Origin of the sequence: Orrella sp. 11846 (assembly GCF_048820935.1) — a bacterium.
GTDB lineage: Bacteria > Pseudomonadota > Gammaproteobacteria > Burkholderiales > Burkholderiaceae_B > Algicoccus.
The window spans coordinates 18,131-36,425 of record NZ_JBMERD010000014.1; the positions used below are offsets into that span (position 1 = coordinate 18,131).

General features: G+C 49.0%; 18 protein-coding genes and 2 riboswitches. Of the genes, 7 read left to right on the forward strand and 11 right to left on the reverse strand.

Annotated features, from left to right (window positions below; genetic code table 11):
* Nucleotides 1-385: 385 nt before the first annotated feature.
* Nucleotides 386-1,603 carry a mandelate racemase/muconate lactonizing enzyme family protein gene (locus tag ACOI06_RS11515; RefSeq protein WP_420662739.1) on the forward strand — a complete coding sequence of 406 codons (1,218 nt, stop codon included), beginning with the start codon at nt 386-388 and terminating at the stop codon, nt 1,601-1,603.
* A gap of 78 nt (nt 1,604-1,681) precedes the next feature.
* Here the strand turns inward: ACOI06_RS11515 and ACOI06_RS11520 are convergent, their stop codons facing one another.
* The 10 genes from ACOI06_RS11520 to ACOI06_RS11565 all read right to left on the reverse strand — a co-directional run bounded on the left by ACOI06_RS11520 (nt 1,682) and on the right by ACOI06_RS11565 (nt 11,306).
* A complete protein-coding gene (locus tag ACOI06_RS11520; RefSeq protein ID WP_420662740.1) occupies nt 1,682-2,314 on the reverse strand; it encodes a LysE family translocator in 633 nt (210 codons plus the stop codon).
* A 96-nt stretch (nt 2,315-2,410) separates the two neighbouring features.
* A complete protein-coding gene (locus tag ACOI06_RS11525) occupies nt 2,411-2,710 on the reverse strand; it encodes a hypothetical protein (protein WP_420662741.1) in 300 nt (99 codons plus the stop codon).
* Between the two features lie 107 nt (nt 2,711-2,817).
* Entirely contained in the window at nt 2,818-3,774 is a 957-nt protein-coding gene (locus tag ACOI06_RS11530) for a hypothetical protein (protein ID WP_420662742.1), read from the reverse strand.
* Between the two features lie 27 nt (nt 3,775-3,801).
* On the reverse strand, nt 3,802-4,170 hold the full coding sequence (locus ACOI06_RS11535; RefSeq protein WP_420662743.1) for a pilus assembly protein TadG-related protein: 369 nt from the start codon (nt 4,168-4,170) through the stop codon (nt 3,802-3,804).
* Between the two features lie 224 nt (nt 4,171-4,394).
* Nucleotides 4,395-4,526, reverse strand: a complete 132-nt coding sequence (locus ACOI06_RS11540) for a putative transporter small subunit (RefSeq protein WP_420662744.1) — start codon at nt 4,524-4,526, stop codon at nt 4,395-4,397.
* Between the two features lie 24 nt (nt 4,527-4,550).
* Nucleotides 4,551-6,179, reverse strand: a complete 1,629-nt coding sequence (locus ACOI06_RS11545) for a sodium:solute symporter family protein (RefSeq protein ID WP_420662745.1) — start codon at nt 6,177-6,179, stop codon at nt 4,551-4,553.
* 646 nt (nt 6,180-6,825) lie between these two features.
* Nucleotides 6,826-7,875 carry a cyclase family protein gene (locus ACOI06_RS11550; RefSeq protein WP_420662746.1) on the reverse strand — a complete coding sequence of 350 codons (1,050 nt, stop codon included), beginning with the start codon at nt 7,873-7,875 and terminating at the stop codon, nt 6,826-6,828.
* Between the two features lie 85 nt (nt 7,876-7,960).
* Entirely contained in the window at nt 7,961-8,953 is a 993-nt protein-coding gene (locus tag ACOI06_RS11555; protein ID WP_420662747.1) for a hypothetical protein, read from the reverse strand.
* 36 nt (nt 8,954-8,989) lie between these two features.
* Nucleotides 8,990-9,592 (reverse strand): vWA domain-containing protein, encoded by a 603-nt coding sequence (locus ACOI06_RS11560; RefSeq protein WP_420662748.1) that lies wholly within the window; start codon nt 9,590-9,592, stop codon nt 8,990-8,992.
* Nucleotides 9,593-9,866: 274 nt separating this feature from the next.
* On the reverse strand, nt 9,867-11,306 hold the full coding sequence (locus tag ACOI06_RS11565; RefSeq protein ID WP_420662749.1) for a sodium:solute symporter family transporter: 1,440 nt from the start codon (nt 11,304-11,306) through the stop codon (nt 9,867-9,869).
* Nucleotides 11,307-11,400: 94 nt separating this feature from the next.
* Nucleotides 11,401-11,507, reverse strand: a riboswitch (TPP riboswitch).
* 97 nt (nt 11,508-11,604) lie between these two features.
* Nucleotides 11,605-11,700: riboswitch (TPP riboswitch) on the forward strand.
* Nucleotides 11,701-11,743: 43 nt separating this feature from the next.
* On the opposite strand from ACOI06_RS11565, the gene ACOI06_RS11570 reads away from it, so the two are divergent.
* From ACOI06_RS11570 to ACOI06_RS11595, 6 genes are all read left to right on the forward strand, one after another.
* On the forward strand, nt 11,744-12,517 hold the full coding sequence (locus tag ACOI06_RS11570) for a 3-oxoacyl-ACP reductase (RefSeq protein WP_420662750.1): 774 nt from the start codon (nt 11,744-11,746) through the stop codon (nt 12,515-12,517).
* Between the two features lie 29 nt (nt 12,518-12,546).
* The gene (locus tag ACOI06_RS11575; RefSeq protein ID WP_420662795.1) at nt 12,547-13,833 is read left to right on the forward strand and encodes an LLM class flavin-dependent oxidoreductase; all 1,287 of its coding nucleotides are present in this window, start codon (nt 12,547-12,549) and stop codon (nt 13,831-13,833) included.
* Nucleotides 13,834-14,121: 288 nt separating this feature from the next.
* Nucleotides 14,122-15,090, forward strand: coding sequence for a Bug family tripartite tricarboxylate transporter substrate binding protein (locus tag ACOI06_RS11580; protein ID WP_420662751.1), 969 nt, complete (start codon nt 14,122-14,124; stop codon nt 15,088-15,090).
* A gap of 239 nt (nt 15,091-15,329) precedes the next feature.
* Nucleotides 15,330-16,181: a fumarylacetoacetate hydrolase family protein gene (locus ACOI06_RS11585; RefSeq protein WP_420662752.1), complete on the forward strand. Its 852-nt coding sequence runs from the start codon at nt 15,330-15,332 to the stop codon at nt 16,179-16,181.
* Nucleotides 16,182-16,243: 62 nt separating this feature from the next.
* Nucleotides 16,244-17,050: a 2-oxo-hept-4-ene-1,7-dioate hydratase gene (hpaH, locus tag ACOI06_RS11590; protein ID WP_420662753.1), complete on the forward strand. Its 807-nt coding sequence runs from the start codon at nt 16,244-16,246 to the stop codon at nt 17,048-17,050.
* A gap of 6 nt (nt 17,051-17,056) precedes the next feature.
* On the forward strand, nt 17,057-17,839 hold the full coding sequence (locus tag ACOI06_RS11595) for an aldolase/citrate lyase family protein (protein WP_420662754.1): 783 nt from the start codon (nt 17,057-17,059) through the stop codon (nt 17,837-17,839).
* Nucleotides 17,840-17,975: 136 nt separating this feature from the next.
* On the opposite strand, the gene xseB is transcribed toward ACOI06_RS11595, so the two are convergent.
* Nucleotides 17,976-18,287, reverse strand: a complete 312-nt coding sequence (gene xseB / locus ACOI06_RS11600) for an exodeoxyribonuclease VII small subunit (RefSeq protein ID WP_420662755.1) — start codon at nt 18,285-18,287, stop codon at nt 17,976-17,978.
* Nucleotides 18,288-18,295 lie beyond the last annotated feature (8 nt).

The following is an 18,295-nucleotide window of genomic DNA, read 5'->3' on the forward strand; positions in this document are numbered from 1 at the left end:
TCATTAAACTGTGCCATAAAGCCTAGGATAGAAACCAAGGCATCAAAAACTGCTGAAAAATATCTGTGAATGGGCGATCAAGTAGGCGCTTGATGGTGGCGCAAACACCCTAATCAAGCATTTTTGCAATTGGATCGATAAGGCCTGACAAAGTGGATTGGCGTGTGTAATGAGGTTAACTTTTTATAAATCAAAAAGTTAAGTTGTTCTGATTGATGGTTTTTGCACAAAGTATCACTTCCTCACACTAGGACTAATGCTAGGTGTCAGAAGTGCGCCGCTTGCGTAGAGTTCGTGAGATAACGTGCGTGAAGGTTCACCGTCAATCGTTTCTTATTTCCCGCTTCTTACTTCGTGTTTCGATGATTGCCAAAGGATTGCTTCAATGAATAAAAAAGCCATTATCAAAGATGTTCAGACCTTGAGTTGCAGCAATTCATGGCGCAATTACTACTTTCTGAAGATCGAAACCGAATGCGGCATTGTGGGTTGGAGCGAGTTTGATCAGAACTTCGGTTCTCCAGGGGTTGAAGCGGCTATTAACCAATTGGTTCACCGTTTGATCGGTCAAGATGCCATGCTGCATGAGTTCATTCATGCCGATTTGCGCAATGTCACCCGACCCGGTTCAGGCGGTGTAGTGGGCCAGGCCTTGGGTGCCATTGAAAACGCGTTGCTGGACATTAAAGCAAAAAAGCTCGATGTGCCTTGCTATCAATTATTAGGTGGAAAAATTCGTGATCGCGTGCGGGTGTATTGGTCGCACTGCGTCTCCTACCGGGCGCGCGTCGATCACTTTACGCCACCCATTCATGACATCAAAGGTGTTGAGCAAATTGCCAGAGACGCGCGCGACTGGGGATACACGGGTTTAAAGACCAACATTTTTCAGTATGACGAGCAAGATCGAATCTCTAATTGGGCACCCGGTTTTGGGCGTCAGTTCGACCCAGGTCGCAGTGTCGAGAAAAGTGTGCGCAAGAATCTCAAACGTCATCTAGAAGTGATGCGTGAGCATGCGGGGCCTGACATGGATATTTTGGTGGACCTGAACTTCAATGCTCGAACTGAAGGCTATCTGGAGATTGTGCGTGAGCTCAATGATTTGGATCTCTTTTGGATTGAACTCGATATGTTGGATCCAAAGGGTTTGGCAATGATTCGTCAACACAGTAAGAATCCGATTGCTAGCCTTGAAACACTGATTGGTTTGCAACAGTTCTTACCCTACCTTGAAAACCGCAGCGTTGATGTGGCGATTGTCGACACGCCTTGGAATGGTGTGTGGCAGTCCATGAAAATCGCTGCGGCTTGTGATGCCTACGAAACCAACGTCGCTTGTCACAACTTCTATGGCCATCTGTGCACCATGATGAACGCACACTTTTGTGCAGCGGTTCCGAACCTGCGCATCATGGAAATCGATATTGATCGAATTCCCTGGGATGAGAAAATCTTTACTCACGTGCCTGAGATTGTGGATGGTTATCTGACGATTCCTGATCGTCCGGGTTGGGGAACAGAGCCAATTGAAGAAGCATTGCGCGATTATCCACCTGTGCAGCAAGGCTTTTTGCATACTGCACTGCCTAAATTGAATTGAGCGAATTGCTCGCGCAATCACGTTCATTGATGTGTGGATCAAGCAAGCTAGTTAAGCGGCGAGTTGTTCACTTTGTGATCACTCGCGCACGGCTGCGAGTAAACCCAAACCTGCACCACCCAGTAAGACTGCGCAGACTCGGTTAAAGAGGCGTTTGCGCCCGGGTTGTGCGAACCACTTGCCCAGATAGGCGCCCATGTAGGCATAGGCACCGATCGCTACCCATTCCAAGAGCAAAAATAACAAACCCAGAATAAAAAACTGAAAGGCAACGGGTTGCTGGGTATTGATGAATTGTGGCAAAAACGCGGTGAAGATGAGAATCGCTTTGGGGTTGCCGGCGGCAATCCAGAATTCCTGTCGGATCATGCGCCATAGATTGTGTGTGGGCATGGTTTCTGCGTTTAATCCCTGCGGTGCAAAAAACACCGGTGCATTCCAAAGTTGCCAAGCCAATACAAACAGATAGATAGCACCCGCAATCTTAATGGCGGTGAACGCAAAAGCGGCGGTATGGAGAATCACCGCCAATCCTGATGCGGCAATGGCGATCATGATCGCAAAAGCCACAATGCGTCCGACGCCTGCTCGACAGGCCGGTCCAAAGCCAAATCGACTGGCATTGGACACAGACAGTAAATTATTCGGACCTGGTGCCATGTTGAGTGCGAAGCAAGCAGGCACGTAGAGCAACAAGATTTCGGGGGTCATGAGATGTTTGATAAAAACAAAAAGACAGACAGCCTAAAACTGTCTGAATATACAAGTGCTTGTGTGGGTAACGGTTAAAGTAAAAATATGGTGCTTTTAATCTGGCAGCGCACCACCGGTATAGCCTACCAAAAATAAGCTAATAGCAAGGGCAACGACTAATAGCCAGACATAAGGGCTTTTAACTGAGCGCGTGACGCCGCTTGTGAATTGAGTCTTCAGATCCTGAGGCTCATCTTCTGCATGGTTGTAACCAGCAATCAGAAGCGTAATAGCGCCAAATAACGGTGAAAGCAGCATGGATACGATAAACCAACCGAGCGCGTTTCGCTTAAATTTGGACGCATAAAAAGCGACTAGCACAGAGAGTAGAATCCATAAGATGATCCATTCCATGGCGATTCCTGTCCTGATTGATTTTGGATAAGCGTATCAGTTTGGCGTGCAAACGAACAGTCTTAAAGATTGTCAGTCTTCAAATTTGTGGTTTTCTACTTAACTTTCTATTTAACCAAGCGCGATCGCCTGCGTCGCGTGGGGGTTGGATCCTCTCCACCACCGGGTCCAATTGAGCAAACGCTTTCCATGGAGGCTGGACGGATGAGTGTATTGCTTCCGTTGTTCGTGACGAGCGACATGTCTTTAGCAATGATGTTGCCTAAAACGAGTGTGGCACCGGGTGAGCCATTTTTGTTGATCCACACGTTCCCTTTGGGCGCATACGTTAATCCATCCATCGAAACGATATTGCTGGCATGGCCCATGTTGATGCCGTTGAAATGAAGATTGCCTGTCGGTTGGTAAAACAAGATACCTTTCCAAGCTCCCTTGGTCGATGCTTGGGACACAACCCGGTTGTCAGGGGTTTCTTTATTTTCTTGCTCTCGCATATCAATACTGATTTGTGAGGCATTGGGTCCAAATAGAAACACCGCATTGGTTGCGTCGACCCCACCACGCACGCCTTGGACGCTGATGGATAAGCCACCTGTGATTTTGTAGACGTCTTCCATTCGATATTTGCACGTTGAGATAATGCCTTGGTTCGCGTGATCCATTTTTCTGGCATCGATGTTGATCCAGCTATAAGTACCAGGTGGAATTTTGTGTGTCAGACCTGTGACGCAGTTCAATAAAGTACTGTCAAACGATGGACAGGTGCGATAGTTACAGCTCGACGGAAAAGTGGGGATTTCGATGTCGTCGATGCAAGGATCTTCGATAGGTTGTGAAATCTGTTTGGTGCTGTAGCCTGATGCAGGTTGAACTGATTGATTGGTTTGGGTGCGTGTAAAGATGTCACCATTCACCAAAATAGGGTATGAGTTGTCCCAATAGGCGTTTGCTGAGATGTTGGGGTTGCTCGATGAGTTGGAAATGACCTCACCATAAATATTGAATCCGGCCACATCATTGTGACGTGTGAAGTTAATCCCAGCACCGTTACTTGCAAGTGCCATCAGCACGGGGTCTTCGGATGGCTTAGGTTATGTTTCTTCAGCCTGCCCGGCTAAAGCTGTTGCTGTTGTCGCGACAGACAGTTTTGGCACACCGAATAATTGAATAAAGTAAGTGTCCCATTGTTTATGAACGTCAGCAATCGCGCATTCGGTGGGATATTTTTCTGAGCATACATCCAGTTGCGTGATTCGTACTGTGACACCCTCCATGTCGTAAGGCGATTTCACCGCATCTAACCGTGGGTCGTTTTCTTCACAATCGAATTGTGCACAAGCCAAAGCGGATGCATCGGCCAAGCTTTGCATGCGGGCTTTTTGTAAATAAAAATTCCCAAAATCAATCGCCAGACCCGCAAATCCCAGCAGTGCCGTCAATAGGACAGCGACGATGATCAAAATCGAACCGCATTCTTTGCTAACGGATTGTTGTGTGGGTTTTACTTACAAGATGAACACTTGCTTAAAGCGTTAAAGACGATCTGAACTGGCTATCCATTTCAATCCTAAGCTTAGCGCAAATGGTGTGGACTTAGAGCGTTTGTTGACTCGCGATGATGGGTTTACCGATGGCCGTTGCCTCATGAAATAGAAAGGCTGTGGCCATCGGTAATTTCAGAGAATTACAACATCGATGTGCCGTCTTTGCGGGCCCGTCGAATATCTCGAATTAGTGAAACGACTAATAAAGTCAGAATGCCAGCCGAGATGACCGGCCAGACAAGAATATAGGCAACAATTTCGTTCACACTCATGATGATTTTCCTTTGGTTGTTTAATTATTCAAACGCGGTCACACGTTTGGCCAACAGTTTGAAATCGAATTGGTGTTTGCTAAACGCACTCATGAGAATACAGACAGCCGTACTCACGCCATACGAAGTGAGTGAGCCCAGTAAGACTGTGTAATCACGCAAGAACCCAACAAAGTATTGAGCCAGCAGTGCAAATGCGATCACAGCGACGGTAATGGCCACAATGCGGGGGAAAAATGCAAAAGTCATCAGACCCAGAACCACTGCACCGCCCACCGCTGCGATGATTTCAAAAAACACGGCAATTGAGCCTGTCATTGGAATCAACTCAAAACGCACAACAGTAAATAAGGCCACTGCGCAAAGCACAGAGGTCGTAAAGGCTCGGTTGGTGACGCGCTCCCAGTAAAAACTTGAAATTACTGGAAAGACAATGGCACCCCAAAGTGCACCCACAAAAACCAGCATGACCAGAATGTCTAGTCGCAGGCTGGCAAACACGACACCAAACATCGTGGCCACAATCATAGTCATGCGACCCCACAGCAACATACGGTTGGGATCTGGGCGGCCCTTGGCAATGTTCTTACCATAAATGTCGGTCATGACAATGGCGGACAACGCACAAAGATCGGCGTCTGCGGTTGAAGACAATGAGCCGATCACTAAAACAAAGAAAAGCACAATGCCAATTGGGGGCAGATAGGAGGACGCCATTTGCGGAATGATGTTGTTCAGATCACCATCGGCTGGCTGTAAGCCCGCAAAAATGGCGAGTAAACCCAGCATACCCAAGCCGATCACGACTGCACCGTAACCAATTGTGGCTGTCAGAAAAGTGGGTTTAATTAGATCTTCTCGAACAGCAAACAGTCGCTGTGCAATGGTCTGGTTCCCAATGGCATAGGCCAATACCGCTACAAAGTAGGGGGCACCTTGCTCAAGAATGGCCGTTTTTGAGAAAAAGTTGGCTTGTTCAGCACTCAGACGCCACATGTTGTCTGCAATGAAGTCCGTGCCACCGGCGTTAAAGAAGATGAGTGGAATGATGACAACGGCTGCAAGAATCATTGCCACAAGCTGGGCAAAGTCAGTCATGACAGACGCTCTAAAACCTGACCACAGCGTATAAGCGAGTACACCCAAGCCTGCAATCAAGACGCCTTGAATAAAGCTCAACGGACTCAGGATAGAAACCAGTGCACCAGCTGCCGTAAAGTTCACCATTAGGCTGATGCCACTACCGATGAGGTTAGAGATTGCCATAATCATCTGGCTAGAGCGACCATGGCGTGCCTGAATCACCTCGGCAAGCGTGCGCGCCTGTGGCGCAAGCTTACGAAATCGTCGCCCAAAAGGGTAGATGAAGAGAATCATCAGGGCGCCCCAGAAACCGTAGTGAATTGGGCCAGAGAGTCCGTATTTAAATCCGGAGGTTGCGCTTGCATAAAACGATGCCGCCCAAATCCAAGTGGCGATCATACTGGCGGCTGACAGACCAAAGCCAACCTCACTGGTGGCAACCATATAGCCATCGACGTTTTCATGGCGACGACTGATCATTAGAGTGAGTAAAAAAGTTAGTGCATAAAAACCGACTAATAACAAAATAGTATTAAGCGAGCTTAATTGGTAGAAAACTGAATCGTTCATAAATATTGACATCCATTAGAGACGGCATCGATCGTGATGCAAACGTCACCCAGGCTTTAAACAGCCAGGCATGCTTGATTTCTTGTTTTCACGCAGCGGATGTGAAGGGACGGTGTCGTTCCAACCGGATAGAGCCAGTTGCGACAATCATCACAGATTAAGTGTTTGGGTTTTGTAACGTTTCCGTGGCCTGGTCATCAGGCCCGAAGCCACTGCTGAAAAGTGAGTTGCTGACTAAGTCAAACTGCTTCTAAATCGACAGGCGATTAGAAACACCTAAGCAGCAAAATGGATGTGGCGTGGAGGTGGGATGCGAAGAAAAACGGTTTTAACACTATGAATTTTGTATAAAGCTTTGATGGTTATTGTTGTTGGTTTTGTACCCATGTAATTAAGTGAATCCTTGATAAACAGACGATCCAATATACATGACAGATCGCTCAGCGTCCAATCGTGAGCGCCTACAAACGATGTTTCGGTCAGGCTTTAGGATACGTAGCTTGCATCAAATCGGACAGTTTAATCATGCTGATTTGCGCCTTGGGTATGTTGTGCTAAACCGCCTTGAGAGAACCGAGGGAATGGATTAGGACCGAGTCCTGATCTGACGGATGGCGTCAGATCAGGTTTGGGTTTTGAAGGTGCCTTAAACCGTCGCAACCGGTGTCACTGGTGAACCGACTGCACCAGGCAGTCTGAGTGGTGGCGCTGTCAGGAAGAAACGATTTCGGTTGTTCGCACTTAACCAGTTTGCTAAAGGAGTGAAGTGCCAAAGTTCTCCGAGATGGATACCCAACTTGAATAAACACAAGTGATGCAGTGGCAAGATGGAACAGTTATGGTGTGACAAATTCGCGGAATAGTTTTCGACACTGTAATTGTCTGCCGCAATGACTGAAATACCCGATTCACGAATCCAGTTTTGGAGCTCGATGTCGCTGCCATCTAAAACGGCGCAGCTGTTGTGTAACGTTTCAGCATCTGGTTGCTTATTCAATTGCAAGATCAGATCCGCAAAACCCGTGTGCAGGCACAGCATATCGCCTTCTTCGACTGTAATGCCGTCACTTTCCATAATCTGACTGAGTGCTTTAAAACTCACCACTTCGCGTTTATTGCCAAAGTGTTTGTGCAAGTCAATCATGACGCCACGACCTTGAACGCCGGTCGAAGCCATGTTCTCTATGCCTAACGCTTTGGCACCACAAGTGCTGTGTGAGGACATGTTTTCACCGACGCCACAATCTTGGGCAGATGCAGGTGCAAGGATATAGTCCTCGGCACTGTATCCGTTGTAATAAAACGGTTTGGGGTTGCCATCGTCAAGGGCATCAAAGAGTGATCCGACATGGCATAGACCATCCCATTGGGTGGAGTATTGAAGATGCAAAATGGCGAGATCATCACACAACACATCGTGTGAGTCTGGATTTTTTTGTTGTAAAACGTAATTCATATTGACGTCGCCATGACGCAAATTAGGTCTGAGAATCGGTGGATATCTGTTTTCGTTGAGCAAGTTGCCGCCTGGATAGTCCAGCGGCAGGCTTAAACAAAAGGCCTTTCCTGCTTTGATTTCTTTCGCAGCTTGTTTCACTCGATCGGGTGTTAAGAGGTTTAGTCGCCCCAATTGGTCATCCGCACCAAAATCACCCCAGTTTGAACCATCAGGGCGTTTTTTCCATCGAGGACTCACGTTGTCTCCTTACTGATCAGTTTGTTTTTTATGATTTAAGTTAATGACTGCATTGAAGCCTGGCGCATGTCTACACGTGATCTCGCTAGGTCGTGACGTCCGTATTCGGCGTTTGGGCGGGAGCGGGTTTTTCTGGTTGACGAAATGCTTCAGCGGCACGCTCTTTAATTTTGTGGAACTGTTTGGACATGCCATCCAGTTTGGCTTCCCATTCTGGATTAGGCTCCTGATCTTTGATGGTCTGGAAATAGACTTGCATCATGCAAGTCAGTGCCAGCGGCTCAAAGACAGCGACCTTGATACTCCAAGCCAATAGAATCGCAAAGATGACGACTGCGCCTGAGAATACGCCAGGCATTAAGTAAGCAATCAACCCAGCGGGTATGAGCATCACCACAAACACCAAGATGCTTAGAAGGTAGATAATGGCGGCCAACCAAGCTGCATTCTTGAGCATGGGTTTGTAGTTTTGACCATAGAGAACCAGCGATTTTTTAGCAGAATCCCAAGGCTCTTCAGATTCGGTGTAAATAATGCGCGCCAAGATGAGCTCATCAATAAACCCCAAGGCCATCCGTAAAAAAGCCTGAATGATCGAACCCAGCCGATCACTGCCAGGCAGCATATTGAGCACGCCGCTTACCAAACCAGATAGGGCGCGCACAACCCCTTTAATGAGGATGTCGATGCCAAACAGAGCGTTGGATGTGCCAAACCGTTGCTGAACGGCTTTTCTGCCATATGCCAAATGGGTTTGACCTTCAGGGATCGGTTGCTCATTGACGAGTTGCACGAGCACAGCGATGTGAGCGGCTTTGACCATATAAAGCAACCAGGCGCGCGCCCAGTACATGAGTGCTCCAAATATCGAAAAACCCAGAGCTCCGCCAAAGAACGTGCCAACACTCTGTCCATCCCCCCCGAAAATGGACCCAATACCGTATCCAATCCCTGCGCCAACCCCGGTGACGATGATGTAGCCAATGGAGATACCGATATACACCAGTAGACGTAACAAGACAAAATTGAGAGTGCGCATCATGAGGCCGATGGCGGTGCCAAGCTTAAAATCCCACATGGTTGAACAACTCCTTGTTGATTAAATAAATGGGCTTTAGTTGCGCCCTGGTCGATAAATGGGCAATTGCATCCAATCCACATTGGGCTCGATTTGTATGCGACGCAACCACATGGATTGAATGGCGTCATCCATGACGACAGGCTCATAAGCCATCACATCTATGATCGGATCAGAGCCTAAGCCATCGGCAGCACACGTTTCTTCACCATCGGATACCAAAATAACAGTCGCTTCGTTTTCGGTAAATTTAAGAGCGTGAGCGGCCTGTTGGACGGCATCGGTCATAGGCGTCATGCCCCTGGGGTTAAGCCCCATCACTGCCTTTCGAATTGTTTCACGGTCCGAACCAACGGGAGCGAGCATCTCAATGTCACGGCAATCGCCTTTGCGGTTATGCCCATAGGCGATTAAGCCTAAGCGTCGATTATCCGGTAAGTCGGTCAACAATTGACTGACCACATCGCGTGCAATCACAATTTTATTGACGCCATCAATCTGACCCCACATGGATCCGGAGGCATCAAACACCAGAATCGCATCGGTCATCTTAGAGTTTGATTGTGGCTGCGGCTGCGATAAAGCAGTGCCGCCTGTGATCAAACCACTCAAAAGCAAACACCAAGAGAGTCGTTTCATTTAAAGTTCCTGATTTATTGATGTTTTTATAGGCAGTGATAGATTTTGATGATGCGATGTAACTTTTATAAAGCTGTCATAACAGTTCGGCTTGGTACAGCAGATGACGCAGTAAAGCCTGATTAATCAATGAGGCAGGTGAGTGTTCTAGAGGGTTTTTAAATTGTTTTTAGATAGACCGTTCTAGCCAACATAGGCAACAGACAACTCGGTGTCAATCCCGTTTTACCCGTTGATCATCGGCTTGGCGTGTCCCCTAACTCAAAAAACGCAACTATCCTTTCAAACTTCGCACCGCTTGAGCAAGCTGCGTAAAGTCAAAACGGTTTTTGCTGGGCAGAATCCGTAAAACGACAGAAATGGCAACGGGGACCAGTGATGCCAGTAGGAAAGACTCTAATAAATGGGTGGTGGGTGCACTCGGTGTTGGGAATAGGGTGAGTCCAGCAATCAGACCACCCAGGGTGCTTAACACTGCATGAAAACCTTGGTAGCGCGCATTGTAAAACCCAAAAAAAACTGGAAAGGCTGCGGCGCAACACAGTAAATCGGCTAATAAAAACAGATACAAAATACTGTATCCCTGAGAGGCGACATACAGCACGGGAATGGATAGCACAATGATCAACCAGCGTGCAATGAGCAGCAACTGGCGTGCTGTCAGCTGCGGGAGCAAGCGGCGCAGATCGACAATAAAAAGACTGGAGAGTCCACTAATGGTTGAGTCTGCGCTACTCATAATCAGTGCTAGACCAAAGGGCAGCAGCCCAATGGCAAACCAGATGGATGTTTGTGTAAACAAGACGTTGAACAAAGCCACTGATCCGTCACCTGATAAACCCATGCCGACAAACGCCAAGCCAAAGAGCCCCATGGCAAAAATAATCGGAAAACTCAATAGACCACTAAACGCAAACCCAAAAAACAGAGCTTTGTTGTCCCGTGCCGCAAAAATACGCTGCCAAGTACCTTGGTAAAATAAACCTGTCAGTACTACAGCGATAAAGAATGTCAGACCTGATTTCAAGCCATTTAGATCCCATGGGTTGAGTAGTTGCGGGGCGCGTTCACGCAGGCCTTGTAGGACAGGAGCCGCACCACCCGTCGCTTTCCAGCCCATCAAAAGTAAAACCAACAGAAATGGAATGATGACCAGCATCTGCAGCCTGTCTGTAAAAATCGTGGTGCGCAAGCCACCGTATAGTGTGTAAACCAAAGTCGCGACCATCACGATGCTGGCTGTAATCCAAAGTGGAACCGGTGCGATGAGGGCAACCATTTGTGCGATGGCCGTCAATCCAGCTGTCAGGCTGATGAGCATGTACAGCAGCATAATGATCAGCACAAAGCCATACATCATGCGCCCGTAACGGTTCAATACAAACTCGGTGAGAGTGTGTCCTTGTGGCATGAGCGTGCGGATACGTTGCCCTAATGGAATCATGATGAAACGAGGCACCAGAGAACCCAACGCATAGCCTGTGATCGCACCGATGCCACCCCAGGTTGCAGCTTGTGCTGGACCAAACAAAATCCAAGTGCCTAGCGTGGTAGCCAATAAAGTCAGGAGTGTGGCGGTTGCGCTTTGACTGTTGCGTGCGACGAGGTAGTCCTCAAGCTTGTCCTGAGTACGACGTGCATAGAGCAGGCCAGGAATCGCAAAAAGCGCCGCAAAAACGGTCAGCCAGATCACGGCTGTAGATGTGGTTAGCATGGTGCGTTATTGCCCTTGTCGTTCGTCATTAACGGAATGTCCCAGTGGTGTCGGGATGACGATAGACAAACAAGGACGCGCAAGCGTGGCAACCATGTTGTGTGAGTTCCATCCCTTCGCCGGCATTACCCAGATCAGGTGCAAAGGGTTACTGCAGTGACGCAGACTCTCAGCCAATGATTGGCGCCCCTTGGATAGTTCGCAGCCTACAAGGGTTGTTGTTGGTTGTCAATCCCAGTGCATTTGTTTTTGCTAGGGAAAGTGCTTGTTGCGAACCGCTTGTTGTGTGCTATGGTGAGTATTCGACACGGGGTGTCTTCTTGATAGGACTGAGAAAAAACCCGTTGAACCTGATCCAGATTATGCTGGCGAAGGGATGTCAACTGCAGACTGGCTGAGCTGCTTACCCATACCTTCGCCTCCTTTGTGAGGTGTCTATGCAAAACTCTATTCATTTCGATCAACAGATCGTGTTGGTCACAGGTGGTGCCCGAGGCTTGGGCGAGCATCTGGTGCGTGCTTTTGTACGTGAGGGTGCACGCGTTGTCATTAACTATGCCAATAGTGCCCAAGCCGCTCAAAAGCTCGAAAGCGAAGCGCCAGAAAAACTATTGGCAATTCAGGCAGATATTACAGACGCAACGGCCGTGCAAGCCATGTTTGCAAAGGCCAAAGCGCATTTTGGGCAGCCGGTGACGACCTTAATCAATAATGCATTGCCAAGCTTTTCATTCAATGGTGACGCCCGACCGAGTGTTGAGGAACTGACGCTGGCACATTTGCATCAACAGTTTGATGGTGTGGTGGGCGGCGCGCTCAATACGGTGCAAGCGGCCTTGGAAGGCATGCGTGAGGCGGGGTTTGGTCGCATTGTGAACATTGGAACGAATTTGTTTCAGAATCCGGTGGTGCCTTATCACGACTACACCGCAGGTAAAGCGGCTTTGTTGTCTTTGACGCGGACGCTTGCGCAAGATTTGGGTGCAGACAATATCACGGTCAACATGGTGTCTGGCGGTCTGTTGCGAACCACCGATGCGTCGGCAGCGACGCCTGAAGCGGTGTTTGATTACATCGCGGACAACACACCTTTGCGGCGTGTCACCACACCGGCTGAGTTTGCCGATGCAATTGTGTTTTTTGCATCGCCCTGGGCACGTGCCGTGACCGGACAAAACTTAGTCGTTGATGGCGGGTTGGTGAAAAACTGATGAAAACAACTCTAATCAATCAGCCGCGCATGATGCACTTGAACTTATTCATCATGGGTTGCGGCCATCACAAAGCGGCCTGGCGACACCCAAACTCAGCCGTTGAACAGCTGGGTGACATTGCTTATTACGCACAGCTGGCGCAAATTGCCGAGCGAGGTTTATTCGATGCTGTGTTTTTTGCGGATGGTGGGACTGTGGGCAATGTGTCGGATGGCAGCCCCTGGTTTATGGAGCCATTGACTGCGATTGCGGCAATGAGCCAAGCGACCGACAAAATCGGATTTATCAGCACAGTCTCGAGTACGTTCTTTACGCCATTCCATGCAGCGCGCATGTTGGCTTCCTTAGATCACATCAGTAAAGGTCGGATTGGCTGGAATGTCGTGACGTCGATGTTTGACGCCGAAGCGCGTAATCACGGCTATCAGTCGATGCCACCGCATGCGGATCGCTATCGTCGAGCTGAGGAGTTTGTGCAGGCAGTACTGGCATTATGGGACTCTTGGCAAGACGATGCCTTGTTGTTTGACCGACAGGGGCATTACGCACACCCAGACCGAGTGAAACCGATTCATCACGAAGGCGAGTTTTTTCTGGTGGATGGACCACTGACTGTGCCGCGTCCGATTCAGGGGCATCCGGTGTTGTTTCAAGCGGGCGCCTCGGAACAAGGTCGCACGCTCGCGGCACAGTGTGCCGAAGCGATATATGCCGTGGCTTACGATTTGCCAGCGGCCCAAAGTTATTACCGCGATATTAAACGTCGTGTGAAAGCTGTGGGCCGTACTGTGGATGTGCCCATCATGCCGGGTTTGGTGACCTACGTGGCAGAAACCGAAGCGCAAGCACGTGCCAAACAGCGTGAGCTGGATGAATTGTTGCCAGTTGAGGCTTCTTTACGCCAGCTTGGGACGTTTGTTGGTCAGGACTGTATGGATTGGGAGCTAGACGCCCCGGTTCCTGATTTGCCACCCACTTCGGAGTTTAAGGGGCCACAAGGTCGCTATACGACGATGCTGCGCATTATTGAGACAGAGCAGCCAACCGTGCGTCAATTGCTCGGACGGATCGCTGCAGGTGGGGGCCATTGCACGATGGTGGGGACACCAGAGCAGATTGCCGATCAAATGGAACACTGGTTTCGAAACGAAGGTGCCGATGGTTTTAATTTAATGCCACCATCACTACCTGGCAGTATCGAAGACTTTGTAGAGCTAGTGGTGCCAGAATTGCAGCGACGTGGATTGTTTCGTACAGAGTACGAAGGCAGTACTTTACGCGAACATCTTGGTTTAGATCGGCCGAATCATTAAGTTGTTAGTCGGGCGAAAATTGTTGCTTGTGAAACTGTTTTAATTGTTTATCCCATTGATATTAAAATAGTTTTAAGTCATTTTTTGCTGTGCTGATAGAATCGCACAGCTTGTCTTGACCGAGTTTACGCAATACACCCTAGCGAGACATCATTAATGGTTCAATGGGGTCGAAAATTTGGTCAAATCTGCGAAGAAAGTCAGAATTGATCATTTGTGATCGCCAACCATTGTGTTCGTATTTTAAAGCCCCTGTTGGTTCAGGGGAGCCTTGATGGAGCTTAAATTATGTCATTACCTCGTGTTGCTGGAATTGCGGCATTGACCCTTCTGTCCGCTGCACACATGCCAGCTTATGCCGAATATCCTGATCAGCCGATTACGATTGTGGTGCCCTTCCCACCTGGTGCGGGGACTGATATTACGGCTCGTACGCTGGCCATGGAAATGCAACCGCTGTTTAGTCAACCTTTAATTGTTCTGAATAAAGCGGGCGCTGGTGGCATGATCGCAAGTGAGTATGTCAAAAACGCCAAACCCAATGGATATACCTTGCTGTTTGGTGCCATTGCACCATTGGCGATTGCGCCTAACTTACAGAAAGCACCATCTTATGATCCATTAACGGACTTTACCTACATCGCGTCGGTCGCCGCTGTGACAAGTGTGATCATGGTTAATACGGACTCCCCGTACAAAACCGTCAACGATATCTTGGATGAAGCCCGTAAAAATCCAGGCAAATTAACTTACGGTTCATTTGGTAACGGTTCTTCAGCACACGTAGGCGCTGCCCAGCTGACAAACCAAGAAGGTGTTGAAATCACTCACGTTCCTTATCGTGGATCTGCGCCAGCTTCATTGGCTCTGCAAGGCGGTGAAATCGACATGATGTTTGAGAACATGCCGTCTGCCATCCGCAATACACAAGCTGGTCGGGTGCGTCCTGTGGCAGTGACCACGCCAGAACGATCTAAATTGATGCCTGAAGTGCCAACTCTGCGTGAATCAGGCTTTGATTTTGAGATGAAAGCTTGGTATGGCATGGTGGGACCTGCAGGTATGCCAGAAGACATCGTTCAGAAATTGGCAACTGCCTTTAACACCACACTTGCCAAACCAGAGTTTCAAGAAAAATTGCTGGCTCAAGGTGCAGAGCCCTTCATCAGCACACCTCAAGAGTTTAAAGACTTTGTGACCCTTGAGAACGAACGCTGGCGTAAAGTGATCCTGGAAGCAGGTGCTCAGGTCGACTAAACGCTGAGATTGGATGCGGTTGACAGTCCGTAAAGCTGTCAGCTGCAACCAATACGTCATTCACATCAAGTAGTCATCCAGCGTGAAGCGTACTCACCTTGGATGCGCATACATTTTTAACGACTTCAGAATGAACGGCTTTGCAAAGTCGTCGGATCATGTCGGTCTAGTCGTTTTTATTATTTGGGGTGTTTACGCTTCAAAGCCACGAATTCATTCAACAAGCAGGAGTACACGCGTTGAAAAAGCTCATTAGTTTTTATGCCGCTGGGCAAAATCGTTTTGGGATTTTGCACGACAAGGGCATTACCGATTTATCCACTAAAACCGGTTACGCGAGCCTGCGCGATCTGATTGCGGCGGGGGATCGAGATGCATTGAACGCATCTCAAACGGCAGATTTCAGTGAAGATGAAGTGCAGTTTTTGACGCCTGTGCCCAACGCCGACAAAGTGTTGTGTATTGGCGTGAACTACGCCAATCGTAATGCAGAGTACAAAGACGACTCAGCACTGCCTAAGTATCCTAGCCTCTTTACCCGTACCAACTCTTCGCTGGTTGGGCAAGATCAGCCCTTGATGCTGCCCCCTGAGTCTGAGCAGTTTGACTATGAGGGCGAAATTGCGCTGGTGATTGGTAAGGCGGGTCGTCGCATTTCCCAAGAAGACGCGATGAGCCACGTGTTTGGCTTGACCTTGTGTAATGAAGGGTGTGTGCGCGACTGGATGCGTCACGGTAAGTTTAATGTCACGCAAGGTAAGAACTTTGATGCTTCTGGCTCCATGGGTCCTTGGATTGTGCCCATTGAAGACATGCCTGATTTGTCCGACTTGTCGTTAAAGACGTATGTGAATGATGAACTGCGTCAATCGGACACAACAGCCAACATGATCTTCCCCTTTGCCTATCTGATCAGTTACCTGTCCACGTTTATGACGTTGTTGCCCGGTGATGTGATTGTGACGGGGACGCCCACGGGTTCGGGTGCACGCTTTGATCCTCCGAAATATTTGAAAGATGGTGATGTGGTGCGTGTTGAGGCGACAGGCCTTGGTGTATTACAGAATACGGTTAGACGCGAAACGGTCTAAAGACCTAGTCCAAGTGTCTCAGTCTAAACACTTCATTTAATTCGCTTAAGGAAGACAACCTTATGATGACAGCAGAAGAGATTCAACAGGCAGCCGCCAGTCTGGAGCAAGCCGAGTTGACACGTCAGCAAGTGGCTTTGCTCAGTCAAACCTATCCATCCATGGATATGCAAGACGCTTATCGGATTCAGGATGCTTGGGTTCAGCGCAAGATTGCCAGCGGTGACCCCCAAGTCGGTTTAAAGATTGGGCTGACCTCGCGCGCGATGCAGCAGGCTTTGAACATCACGACCCCAGACTCTGGTGTCTTGCTAGAAAGCATGCGCATCCAGGATGGTGAAGTGATTGCAGCCGATCGTTTCATTGCGCCAAGGATTGAAGCTGAGCTCGCGTTCATCATGAAAGCCGATGTCTCACCCAACCCTTCAATCTATGAAGTGCTCAATGCTACTGACTTTGTGGTGCCGGCCTTAGAGGTTCTGGATACTCGTGTTCAACGCAAAGATGCCAAGACCGGTCAAGCGCGCAATGTCTACGACACGATTGCGGACAATGCGGCCAACGCAGGGTTTGTGCTCGGCGGTAAACCGATCCGTGTGGACAATCTGGACTTGCGCTGGATCGGTGCGATTGTGAGTGTGAACGGCCAAGTGGAAGAAACTGGATTGGCTGCAGGGGTGATGAATCATCCGGCTCAGGGTTTGGTGTGGTTGGCACAACGCTTGGCAACCTACGGGGAAGCGATTCGCGCTGGGCAAGTCGTCTTGTCGGGTTCCTTCATTCGTCCTCTAGAAGCCCCTCCTGGTACAACCATCACCGCAGACTACGGCTCATTGGGCACGATTAGCTGCCATTTCGCACAAGGATAATCACAGATGCAAGCACCTCGGAATCAGTTTAAACACGCGATCAATGCGTCGCAGCGTCAGATTGGCTTGTGGGTGGCGTTAGGGCATGCCAATGGCGCAGAGTTACTCGCCTCCACTGGCTATGACTGGTTACTCATCGATCTTGAACATGCCCCGAATGATTTACGCAGTGCAGTGGCCCAAATGCAGGCCATGGCGGCTTCGGGCGTGACACCCGTGATTCGTCCACCCATTGGGGAAACCTGGATGATTAAACAGATTCTGGATGCAGGTTGCCAGACTTTGTTGATTCCGATGGTGGAAAGTGCTGAGCAAGCCCAAGCCTTGGTGCAAGCCATGCATTACCCACCCCGCGGTGTGCGAGGCGTGGGTGCGGCACTGGCTCGAGCCTCGCAGTATGGGGGGCTGAGCGACTATCTGCGCACTGCCGGTGATGAAGTCTGTTTGTTGCTACAAGTAGAAAGCCAGAAAGGACTTGATGCGCTTGACGACATCTTAAAAGTTGAAGGGGTTGATGGGGTCTTTATCGGTCCAGCGGATTTGACCGCGGACATGGGTTATTTGGGTAACCCAACGGCTGAGCCTGTGGTCAAAGCCGTCGAAGAGGCGTTGATTAAGATTAAAGCAGCCGGACAAAAGGCAGGGATCTTAACAAGTGATCCGAACTTGTTGCGCCGAGCTGATGAAATTGGTGCCGAGTTTATTGCGATTGGATCGGATGTGGGCTTGTTACGCGTGGCAGCGGCCCAAGCTTTGAACAGCTTTAAAGCGATGACGCAACCCAAGTAAATTGTCATTTAATTAAAAAACATCGGCTCCCTGAGTACACCTCACAGAGCCGATGTTTTTTATGCAACAGTGATAATACTCTCAGCTGTTGTTGCATAAAGCTCGGATGAGCACTTCTGAAATGAATGCTCAGTGTTCAGAACGGCACGTCATCCTCGTCAATTTCTGAATAGTCGCTTGCGGGCGTGGCGGGTGGCTGCGTGCCCTCGTTTTGATCGAGTGGCTGTGCTGGTACGTCAGTGAGCTCTATGTCTAAGTCTTGTTCTGACATGGCTTGCGCCAAGGCTTTTTCAACAGCATCAATGCGTGCTTTACAGACTTTGTAGGCTTGTGACGATTCATTGACAATCGCCAGTAAGTCGTCGATGTTGGGCTCTGTGCTGTTGCGCAGAGTCTGTGCGTGGCGCTGTAAGACATCGTAAGCTTGTTTGAATGTTTGTGTCGTCATTTCAAATT

Excerpts from the sequence above, each read along its gene's own strand:
- ACOI06_RS11515 (WP_420662739.1), top strand. The coding sequence starts at position 386 with ATGAATAAAAAAGCCATTATCAAAGATGTTCAGACCTTGAGTTGCAGC.
- ACOI06_RS11520 (WP_420662740.1), bottom strand. The coding sequence starts at position 2,314 with ATGACCCCCGAAATCTTGTTGCTCTACGTGCCTGCTTGCTTCGCACTC.
- ACOI06_RS11525 (WP_420662741.1), bottom strand. The coding sequence starts at position 2,710 with ATGGAATGGATCATCTTATGGATTCTACTCTCTGTGCTAGTCGCTTTT.
- ACOI06_RS11530 (WP_420662742.1), bottom strand. The coding sequence starts at position 3,774 with ATGGCACTTGCAAGTAACGGTGCTGGGATTAACTTCACACGTCACAAT.
- ACOI06_RS11540 (WP_420662744.1), bottom strand. The coding sequence starts at position 4,526 with ATGAGTGTGAACGAAATTGTTGCCTATATTCTTGTCTGGCCGGTCATC.
- ACOI06_RS11545 (WP_420662745.1), bottom strand. The coding sequence starts at position 6,179 with ATGAACGATTCAGTTTTCTACCAATTAAGCTCGCTTAATACTATTTTG.
- ACOI06_RS11555 (WP_420662747.1), bottom strand. The coding sequence starts at position 8,953 with ATGTGGGATTTTAAGCTTGGCACCGCCATCGGCCTCATGATGCGCACT.
- ACOI06_RS11560 (WP_420662748.1), bottom strand. The coding sequence starts at position 9,592 with ATGAAACGACTCTCTTGGTGTTTGCTTTTGAGTGGTTTGATCACAGGC.
- ACOI06_RS11565 (WP_420662749.1), bottom strand. The coding sequence starts at position 11,306 with ATGCTAACCACATCTACAGCCGTGATCTGGCTGACCGTTTTTGCGGCG.
- ACOI06_RS11570 (WP_420662750.1), top strand. The coding sequence starts at position 11,744 with ATGCAAAACTCTATTCATTTCGATCAACAGATCGTGTTGGTCACAGGT.
- ACOI06_RS11575 (WP_420662795.1), top strand. The coding sequence starts at position 12,547 with ATGATGCACTTGAACTTATTCATCATGGGTTGCGGCCATCACAAAGCG.
- ACOI06_RS11580 (WP_420662751.1), top strand. The coding sequence starts at position 14,122 with ATGTCATTACCTCGTGTTGCTGGAATTGCGGCATTGACCCTTCTGTCC.
- hpaH (WP_420662753.1), top strand. The coding sequence starts at position 16,244 with ATGATGACAGCAGAAGAGATTCAACAGGCAGCCGCCAGTCTGGAGCAA.
- ACOI06_RS11595 (WP_420662754.1), top strand. The coding sequence starts at position 17,057 with ATGCAAGCACCTCGGAATCAGTTTAAACACGCGATCAATGCGTCGCAG.
- xseB (WP_420662755.1), bottom strand. The coding sequence starts at position 18,287 with ATGACGACACAAACATTCAAACAAGCTTACGATGTCTTACAGCGCCAC.